This is a genomic window from Micromonospora sp. (assembly GCF_048594385.1).
GTDB lineage: Bacteria > Actinomycetota > Actinomycetes > Mycobacteriales > Micromonosporaceae > Micromonospora > Micromonospora wenchangensis.
On sequence record NZ_JBMDWU010000206.1, the window covers coordinates 1 to 8,904 of the forward strand.

An 8,904-nucleotide genomic window follows, 5' to 3' on the forward strand; every position below is an offset into this window, starting at 1 on the left:
TCCGGCGACAGCCTGCTGAGGGGCACCCTGACGGGCTGATCGGCGGGCCGGCGCAGCTCCCCGGCCCGCCGATCAGCACCCATCGGCACATCCACGCGCGGACCCGGCCGGGCCGGGGACGATCGCAAAGGCGGCGAGGACGACCGAGCCGCCGCCCGGCGGACCGGACGGCGGCTCGGTGCGGACCCGCGACGGGTCACTTGCGCTTGCGGATCTCCTCGGCGGCCTGCGGTACGACCTTGAACAGGTCGCCCACCACGCCGTAGTCGGCCAGCTCGAAGATCGGGGCCTCGCCGTCCTTGTTCACGGCGACGATCGTCTTCGAGGTCTGCATGCCGGCCCGGTGCTGGATCGCGCCGGAGATGCCCAGCGCGACGTAGAGCTGCGGGGAGACGGTCTTGCCGGTCTGCCCGACCTGGAACTGGTGCGGGTAGTAGCCGGAGTCGACCGCCGCCCGGGACGCCCCGACGGCGCCGCCGAGCAGGTCGGCCAGCTCTTCGACCAGCTTGAAGTTGTCGGCGTTGCCGACCCCGCGACCGCCGGAGACGACGATGCCGGCCTCGGTCAGCTCGGGGCGGGAGCCCTTCTGCTCGGCGACCCGCTCGACGACCTTCGCCAGCCTGTCGGTGTCGGTGACCGACACGGTGAGCTGCTCGACGGTCGGGGTGGCCGCCGCCGGGGCGGGGGTGACCGAGTTCGGCCGCACGGTGACCAGCGGCAGCCCCTTGGTGACCTTGGACTTGACGATGGTGGAGCCGGCGAAGGCGACCTGGGTGGCGGTGCCGTCGGCGTCGAGGCCGACCACGTCGGTCAGGATGCCGTTGTCCAGCTTGACGGCCAGCCGGGCGGCGATCTCCTTGCCCTCCTGGGCGGAGGCCAGCAGGACGGCGGCCGGCTGTACCCGGTTGACCAGTTCGGCGAGCACCGTCGCCTTGGGGGCCACCAGGTAGCCGTCGATCTCCTCGCTCTCGGCGGCGTAGATCTTCTCCGCGCCGTACTCGCCGAGCTTGGCGCCGAGCGCCTCGGCGGCACCGGGGCCACCGAGCACCACGGCGCTCGGGGTGCCCAGCCCGCGGGCGAGGGTGAGCATTTCCAGGGTGACCTTCTTGACGCCGAATTCCCTGGTGGCTTCGACGACGACGAGTACCTCAGCCATGTTCAGACCCCTCACACGAACTTCTCGGTGGCGAGGAACTCGACGAGCTGGACGCCGCCGGAGCCCTCATCGGTGATCTTGGCGCCGCCGGAGCGCGGTGGACGCCTGGTGTGCTCGACGACGGCGCTGGTCGCGCCCTCGGAACCCACCTCGGTGGGCGCGACGCCCAGGTCCGCCAGGGACAGCGTCTTCACCGGCTTCTTCTTGGCGGCCATGATGCCCTTGAAGGAGGGGTAGCGCGGCTCGTTGATGGTGTCCCAGACGGAGACCACGGCCGGCGTCGCGGCGGTGACCACCTCGTAGCCCTCCTCGGTCTGCCGTTCCACGGTCAGCGTGCCGCCGTCGACGGTGAGCTTGCGCGCGCCGGTCAGCGCGGCGACTCCCAACCGTTCGGCCAGCATGTGCGGCATGACCTGGACCCGGCCGTCGGTCGACTCGGCGCCGCAGAGCACCAGGTCGGCATTGAGCTGCCCGAGGGCGGCGGCGAGCACCTTCGAGGTGGCCACGGCGCAGGACCCGTGCAGGGCGTCGTCGAGGACGTGCACGGCGGCGTCGGGGCCCATCGAGAGCGCCTTGCGGATCGACTCGGTGGCCCGGTCCGGTCCCATGGTCAGGACGGTGACCTCGCCACCGTGCGCCTCCTTGATCTTCAGCGCCTCCTCGATGGCGTACTCGTCCATCTCGTTGATCACGTTGTTCGCCGAACCGCGGTCGACGGTGTTGTCGTCAGCACGCAGGTTGCGGTCCGCGCCCGAATCAGGCACCTGCTTGACGAGTACGACGATGTTCATCGCGATTCGACAACCCTCCTGTTGGTGGTGTGCGATCTGCTCGCCCGGTTAAGGGCGGAGCTTTGCGCGTCGTTGACACCCGGTCAACCGCAGGCTGTTGTGCAGTTGCCCACGAACGCAATGTTACCTGCCAGTAGGTTACCCCTCCCGGGCACCCACGGTGACACGCCTCACCACGCTGCGGCCCGACCCGGACCGGCTGTCAGGCCGGACCGGCGGGGTCGGCCAGCGCGGTCCTGATCCGGGCGATCGCGTCCTGTTCGGCCGGCGTCACCCCCCGGTGCGCCCCGGCCACCTCCGCCGCGGCGGTCAGCACCAGCTCGCGGTATACCGACACGTCGGCCGGGGACTTCTCCCGCAGGATGTCCACCGCCCGCGCCAGCGCCGGCAGCACCACCGACTCGACGTCCAGGGCCGAGTCCCGGGGCAGCCGGGGCAGCCCACCGGCGCCGAGCGCCTCCTTCACCAGCCCGCTCGCCCCGGCGAACGCCCCGGACGCGGCGAAACTCTCCCGGATCATCGCGAACACCCCCGGGTCCGCGTTCGACACCAGGAAGACCGCGCCGAACGCGCCCGTCTTGAGAACCTGCTGCTCGTCGTCCGTCAGCCGCTGCTCCATGATCACGGAGTGTAGACGTACGGGGTGGTCGTGGTGACCGGGACGAAGCCGAGTCGCTCCAGGATGGGCCGGCTGTCCTCCGAGGCGTCCACCTGCAACAACGTCTTGCCGCGCTGGTCGGCCAGCCGGGCCCGGTAGACCACCAGCGCCCGGTAGACGCCCCGGCGTCGCCACTGCGCCAGCGTCGAACCGCCCCACAGGCTGGCGAAGCCGGTGCCGTTGAGGTAGCGCACCCAACCGGCGCTGACCACCGTCTCCCCCGCCTCGGCCACCACCACGGTGATCGACTGCGGGTCCGCCTCGATCTCCCGCAGCAGGCCGGTGACGAGGTGGGAACGGTCGTCGCCCCAGACCTCCTCCTCCATCGCGGCGATCCGGTCCAGGTCGACACGGCCGGTGACCTCGCGCAGGCGTACCCCGTCGGGTGGCACCGGCACGGCGGCGGCCAGGGGCGCGACCGGCCCGATCAGGACGGTCTCCCGGTCCTGCGGGACGAAGCCTGCGGCGCGCAGCCGGTCCGGCAGGTCGGCGGGCTCGTCGTGGGTGTTGTGCTTCCACTCAACCGACTCGCCGCGCTGCCGGAACAGCTCGACCTGGCGGGCGATCAGCGCGTCCAGCTCCGGCCCGGCCAGCCCGTCCAGGGTGCGGTAGGTGAGGAAACCGCCCTGGTCCAGACCCAGGATGCGCACCAGCGGGCCGTCGTGTTCGACCGTCACGCCGGCCGGGACCGGGTCGGGGATCTCCGGCCGGAGCTGCCGGTCGTAGCTGTCGCGCAGGGTGGAGGCATCAAGATCGGTCATCGGTCCAGGCTATGTCGGCGGTAAAGCGGATAATCGGCGTCGTGTGGCAGGCGATCAGACGGTGGTTCGACCCGTCGGACCTCGACTCCGTGGGCACCACCCCCGACTACCGCTTCTCCCTGGCCAACGAACGGACCTTCCTGGCCTGGCTGCGCACCGGACTGGCGCTGATCGCCGGTGGGCTGGCCGCCGCCCAGTTCCTCCCGCCGTTGCCGCTGCGGCACCTGCGGGAGGCGATCGCGGTGACGCTCCTGCTGCTCGGCGGCACCGTCGCCGTCCGGGCGGTGGACCACTGGTCCCGCACCGAGCAGGCCATCCGGCTCGGGCAACGCCTGCCGGCGTCCCGGTTCCCGGCCGTGCTCGCCCTGATCGTGGCGGTCGGCGCACTGCTGCTGGTGGTGGCCGTCCTGGCCCGTGGGGTGAGCGGCAGGTGACCGGGGCGCCGTCGGACGGGACCCGCGACCCCGGCCTGCAACCCGAGCGCACCCGGCTGGCCTGGCGTCGCCTCGGGCTGGCGTACACGGTGGTGGCGGTGCTGGCGGTCCGGCTGGCGCTCACCGGCGACGTCGCCGGGGCGCTGCTCGCCGGGGCCATCGTGCTGGCCTGGTGGGCGACGCTGGTGGTGGGCTGGGGACGGGCCACCGGCCGCCGGCAGTCCCGCCTCGACGCACGGGCCGTCCCGCTGGTGGCCCTCGGCACGGCCGGCCTGGCGCTGCTGTGCGTGTCGCTCGTGCTGCGCGGGGTGTGGTGACGCGCACGGCTGAGCAATGATAGGTGCATGGCCCGGCTCTATGTGCTGTTGTTCCTGCTCCAGGTGGTGCTCGCCGCCTGCGCGCTGATCAGTTGCCTCTCCGCCGAGGACGGGACGGTCCGCGGGCTGCCCCGGTTCGCCTGGGCGGCGGTCATCCTGTTCTTCCCGCTGGTCGGCTCGATCGCCTGGTTCCTCGCCGGCCGCCCGGTCGCCCAGGGTGACGGCCGCCGGGGTCGGCCGGCGGCCGGCCCACGGCCCGTCGCACCCGACGACGACCCCGAGTTCCTCAAGTCGATCGACGAACGTGTCCGCCGCGACGACAACGCCCTCTTCCAGCGGTGGGAGGAGGACCTGCGTGGCCGGGAGGAGGACCTGCGCCGCCGGGGCGGCCAGCCGTCCCCCGACGGCACCGCACCCGGGGGCGGCCCGGCGTCGGCCGACCGCTCGCCGCCCCGGGAGGACGCCGCTCCCCGCGACGGTGAGCGGCCCCGCGACGGCGAGCGACCCGAACTCTGACGGCGGCCGGGGTCACACCCGCCGGCGCAGGCCCCGCACCGCGAGCGGGGCGAAGACGGCGGCGATGGCCGCCGCCCAGAGCAGCGACTGGAGCACCGGCGCGGCCACCGGCCCGCCGACCAGCAGCCCCCGCAACGCGTTCGCCAGGATGGTCACCGGGTTCACCTCGACCCAGTGCTGCAGCCAGGACGGCATGGTCTCGGTCGGCACGAAGGCGTTGCTGGTGAAGCTCAGCGGGAAGATCACCGTGAAGCCGAAGATCTGCACCTTGTCCGGTTCGCTGACCAGCACCCCGACCAGCACCGACATCCAGGCGGCGGCGAGCGAGAAGACCAGCAGCAGGGCGAACGCGCCGAGCAGGCCGAACACCCCGTTGCCGAGCCGGAAGCCGAGGATCATCCCGACGCCGAGCAGCAGGGTCAACGACCATGCCTGTTTGACCGTGTCGGCGACGATCCGGCCGGCGAGCGGGGACCAGCGGGCCACCGGCAGCGACCGGAGCCTGTCGAACACGCCCTTGGTCAGATCCTGGTTGAGCCCGAAACCGGTGGTCATCGTGGCGAAGAAGGCGTTCTGCACGATGATGCCCGGTAACGCGAAGGTCAGGTACTCCCCCGGGCTGCCGGAGATCGCGCCACCGAAGACGTACGTGAAGAGCAGCACGAACATCACCGGTTGGATGCTCAGGTCGAGCAGCTCCATCGGGTTGTGCTTGATCTGCACCAGGCTGCGCCAGGCCAGCGTGCCGGTGTGCCGCAGCCCGGCGGTCGGGCCGAGCCGGCGGGCCGGCGTGGCGGGGGCCGCCGGAGCGGCGACGGTCGCGGCGGTCATGCCGGGCTCCCTTCCAGGGTCTGGGTGGTCTCGTCCTCGGCCCGGTGGCCGGTGAGGGAGAGGAACACCTCGTCGAGGCTGGACCCACGCAGGGCCAGCTCGGCGACGTACACCTCGGCGTCGTCGAGCCGGCGGACCACGGCGGGCAGCGCGTCCGGACCGGTGACCGGCGCGCTGACCGTCGTCTGGGCGACCTCCGGGTCGACCCCGGTCACCTCGCCGACGACGGCGAGCACGGTGGGCAGGTCGGCGGCCTCCACCGGCCGGACGGTCAGCACCTGGCCGCCCGTCTTGGCCTTCAGCTCCTCCGGGGTGCCCTGGGCGATGACCCGCCCGTGGTCGACCACGGCGATCTCGTCGGCCAACTGGTCGGCCTCCTCCAGGGACTGCGTGGTCAGCAGCACGGTCACCCCCTCGGCGACCAGGCCCCGGACGATGTCCCACAGGTCGTTGCGGCTGCGCGGGTCGAGGCCGGTGGTCGGCTCATCGAGGAAGAGCACCTGCGGCCGGCCGACGAGACTGGCCGCCAGGTCGAGCCGGCGGCGCATGCCCCCCGAGTAGGTCTTGGCGGCCCGCCCGGCGGCGTCGGTGAGCTGGAACCCGGCCAGCAGCTCGGCCGCCCGGTCCCGGGCGCCCCGCCGGGACAGGCCCAGCAGTCGGCCGATGAGCAGCAGGTTCTCGGTGCCGGTCAGGTTCTCGTCGACCGAGGCGTACTGGCCGGTGAGGCCGATCAGCTGGCGGACCCGGTGGGCGTCGCGGCGGACGTCGTACCCGCCGACGGTGGCGTGCCCCTCGTCGGCGGTGAGCAGGGTGGCGAGCACCCGTACCGCGGTGGTCTTGCCGGCGCCGTTGGGGCCGAGCAGACCGAAGACCGTGCCGGTCGGGACCGCCAGGTCGACCCCGGCCAGGGCGGTGGTGTCGCCGAACCGGCGCACCAGCCCCTCGGCGCGGATGGCGTATGTCATCAGAACTCCCGTCGTTATCGCTGGATCGTCCAACGATGGGCGAGGGGTCTGACGTTACGTGCGTCGCCGCTGACATTCCGCCGATTTATCCGCGCGGCAGAACACGGCCGCCGCCGGGTCCGGCGGCGGCCGTGGGCCGGGTGGTCAGGCCAGGTTGGACGAGCGAGGGTACGCGTCGGCCGGGTCGGTGAGCACGTTGACCAGGTACGGCACCCCGGCGTCGAACGCCCGCCCCAGGGCCGGACCGAGGTCGGCGGCCTTCGCCACCGTCTCCCCGGCACCGCCGAGCGCCTCGACCACCTTGTCGTAGCGCAGTTCGGGCTGTAGGTCGGCGGCGACGTCGTAGCCGTACATGGCCCGCATCGGGTGCTTCTCCAGCCCCCAGATGCCGTTGTTGCCGACCACGATCACCACCGGCAGCCGCTGCCGCACCAGCGACTCCACGTCCATCAGCGAGAATCCGGCCGCGCCGTCGCCCATCAGCACGCAGACCTGCCGGTCGGGGTGGCTGACCCGGGCACCCATCGCGTAGCCCATCCCGGTGCCCAGGCAGCCGTACGGGCCGGGATCGAGCCACGTGCCGGGCTGCGACGGCTCCAGGTAGCGCCCGGCGTACGAGACGAAGTCGCCGCCGTCGCCGATGGTGATCGCGTCCGGGGCGAGAGCGCGGCGCAGCTCGCCGTAGACCCGGGCGGGGCGGATCGGGTCGGTGTCGGCGGCCATCTCGGCGGCGTCGCGTGCCCGCGCCGCGTCCTCGGCCGTGCGCAACCGCTCGATCCAGTCGGCGTGGTCGGCCCGGTCGCCGGTGTGGTCGGCGAACGCGGACAGGATCAGCCGCAGGTCACCGGCGGGGCTGGCGGCCGGCTGGACGTGCCCGGCCCGCTGGGTGGGGGCGTCGACGACGTGCACCACCGCCGCGTCGCCGAAGTCGCCGAAGCTGAGCCGGAAGTCCAGCGGGGTGCCGACGACGACCACCACGTCGGCGTCGCCGAGCGCGACCCGGCGGGCCTTGGCGAAGGCGAGCGGGTGCTGCGGCGGGAGCGCGCCGCGACCCATGCCGTTGGTGAAGACCGGCACCTGCAACGCCTCGGCGGCCTCGCGGAGCGCGGCGACGGCGTCCCCGGCGTACACGTCGGAACCGGCGATGATCACCGGGCGGGCGGCGGCGGCGATCAACCGGGCGGCCCTGGTCACCTCGTCCGGGTCGGGTTCGACCGGCGCGACGGGCGTCGGGGCGGGCAGGTCCGCGTCGCCGACGGAGAAGATCGCCTCCAGCGGGAAGTCGAGGAAGACCGGGCCCCGGTGCGGGGTGAGCGCGGTGGTCAGCGCGGCGGAGACCGCGCGGGGGATGTCGTCGGCGGTGAACACCGTCTCGGCGTGCTTGGTGACCGGGGCGACCAGCGGCAGGTGGTCCATCTCCTGGAGGCTGCCGGAACCCCAGCGGAACTGCGGGGCCCGCCCGCCCATCACCAGCACCGGCGAGGCGTTGAAGAAGGCGCTGGTCAGGCCGGAGACGCCGTTGGTGACGCCGGGGCCGGCGGTGAGCACGGCGAGGCCGGGGCGACGCTGGAGCTTGGCCACCGCCTCGGCGGCGAAGACGGCGGACTGTTCGTGCCGGACGTCGTAGAGCGGGAAGCCGGTGGTGTGGGCGGCGTCGTAGAGCGGGAAGACGTGCCCGCCGGAGAGGGTGAACATCTCCCGTACGCCGTACGCCCGCAGTGCCGCCAGCGCCAGCGCTCCGCCGTGACCCTCGACCCGTTCCGTCATCGCCGCTCCCCTCGTCCATGACCGGAGTCACACGCTACTGGCCGGTATCCGGGATGTGAACAGTTCTCGGCACGGTGCCGGCGGCGGGACCACCGTCGCCGCGACGCGGGTCCGCCCCCGGGGCGACCGAGCGCCGCCCCCGGGCGGGACGGGTCAGCGGCCCGTGAAGTCGGGCTTGCGCTTCTCGACGAAGGCGGCCATCCCCTCGCGCCGGTCGTCGGTGGCGAAGAGCCCGGCGAAGAGCTGGCTCTCCCAGGCCAACCCGGAGCCGAGGTCCATGTCCAGCCCGACGTCGACCGCCAGCTTCGCCGCCCGCAACGCCTGCACCGGCCCGGTCAGGTACGGACGCACCAGCGCCACGGCGGTGTCGTAGACCTCGGCGGCCGGGGCGACCCGGTCGGCCAGCCCGATCCGCAGCGCCTCCGCCGCGTCCACCATCCGGCCGGACATGATCAGATCCTTCGCGCGGGCCGGGCCGACCAGCCGGGCCAGTCGCTGGGTGCCGCCCGCACCGGGGATGACACCGAGCTTGATCTCCGGCTGGCCGAGCTTGGCGTCCTCGGCAACCACCCGCCAGTCGCAGGCCAGCGCCAGCTCGCAGCCGCCGCCGAGGGCGTACCCGGTGATCGCGGCGACCACCGGCTTGGGGATCCGGGCGAGCGCACCGACGGCGCTGGACAGGTCGGCGGCCCGCTCGGCCATGTCCAC

General features: G+C 73.1%; 10 protein-coding genes and 1 pseudogene. 3 read left to right on the top strand and 8 right to left on the bottom strand.

Annotated features, from left to right (window positions below; translation table 11 throughout):
• Positions 1-196 precede the first annotated feature (196 nt).
• From ACOJTC_RS11115 to ACOJTC_RS11130, 4 genes are all read right to left on the bottom strand, one after another.
• Positions 197-1,156: an electron transfer flavoprotein subunit alpha/FixB family protein gene (locus tag ACOJTC_RS11115; RefSeq protein WP_420116785.1), complete on the bottom strand. Its 960-nt coding sequence runs from the start codon at positions 1,154-1,156 to the stop codon at positions 197-199.
• Positions 1,157-1,167: 11 nt separating this feature from the next.
• Entirely contained in the window at positions 1,168-1,947 is a 780-nt protein-coding gene (locus ACOJTC_RS11120; RefSeq protein WP_420116786.1) for an electron transfer flavoprotein subunit beta/FixA family protein, read from the bottom strand.
• A 202-nt stretch (positions 1,948-2,149) separates the two neighbouring features.
• A complete protein-coding gene (locus ACOJTC_RS11125) occupies positions 2,150-2,572 on the bottom strand; it encodes a hypothetical protein (RefSeq protein WP_420116787.1) in 423 nt (140 codons plus the stop codon).
• Positions 2,569-3,366: a GNAT family N-acetyltransferase gene (locus ACOJTC_RS11130; protein ID WP_420116788.1), complete on the bottom strand. Its 798-nt coding sequence runs from the start codon at positions 3,364-3,366 to the stop codon at positions 2,569-2,571. The genes ACOJTC_RS11125 and ACOJTC_RS11130 overlap by 4 nt, the downstream gene beginning before the upstream one ends.
• 11 nt (positions 3,367-3,377) lie before the next feature.
• On the opposite strand from ACOJTC_RS11130, the gene ACOJTC_RS11135 reads away from it, so the two are divergent.
• The 3 genes and pseudogenes from ACOJTC_RS11135 to ACOJTC_RS11145 form a co-directional block, all read left to right on the top strand.
• Positions 3,378-3,800: a YidH family protein gene (locus tag ACOJTC_RS11135; protein ID WP_232377242.1), complete on the top strand. Its 423-nt coding sequence runs from the start codon at positions 3,378-3,380 to the stop codon at positions 3,798-3,800.
• Positions 3,797-4,117 carry a DUF202 domain-containing protein gene (locus tag ACOJTC_RS11140; protein WP_363652521.1) on the top strand — a complete coding sequence of 107 codons (321 nt, stop codon included), beginning with the start codon at positions 3,797-3,799 and terminating at the stop codon, positions 4,115-4,117. Before ACOJTC_RS11135 ends, ACOJTC_RS11140 begins: the two co-directional genes overlap by 4 nt.
• Before the next feature lie 27 nt (positions 4,118-4,144).
• Positions 4,145-4,510, top strand: a pseudogene (locus tag ACOJTC_RS11145) (PLD nuclease N-terminal domain-containing protein); the annotation flags it as partial.
• Positions 4,511-4,645: 135 nt separating this feature from the next.
• Here ACOJTC_RS11145 and ACOJTC_RS11150 read toward each other — a convergent pair.
• The 4 genes from ACOJTC_RS11150 to ACOJTC_RS11165 all read right to left on the bottom strand — a co-directional run.
• The gene (locus ACOJTC_RS11150) at positions 4,646-5,464 is read right to left on the bottom strand and encodes an ABC transporter permease (RefSeq protein ID WP_204923704.1); all 819 of its coding nucleotides are present in this window, start codon (positions 5,462-5,464) and stop codon (positions 4,646-4,648) included.
• A complete protein-coding gene (locus ACOJTC_RS11155; RefSeq protein ID WP_420116789.1) occupies positions 5,461-6,429 on the bottom strand; it encodes an ATP-binding cassette domain-containing protein in 969 nt (322 codons plus the stop codon). Before ACOJTC_RS11155 ends, ACOJTC_RS11150 begins: the two co-directional genes overlap by 4 nt.
• 144 nt (positions 6,430-6,573) lie before the next feature.
• Entirely contained in the window at positions 6,574-8,196 is a 1,623-nt protein-coding gene (locus ACOJTC_RS11160; protein ID WP_420116790.1) for an acetolactate synthase, read from the bottom strand.
• Between the two features lie 153 nt (positions 8,197-8,349).
• Positions 8,350-8,904: enoyl-CoA hydratase/isomerase family protein (locus tag ACOJTC_RS11165; RefSeq protein WP_420116791.1), on the bottom strand; the 555-nt coding region annotated here is incomplete at its 5' end.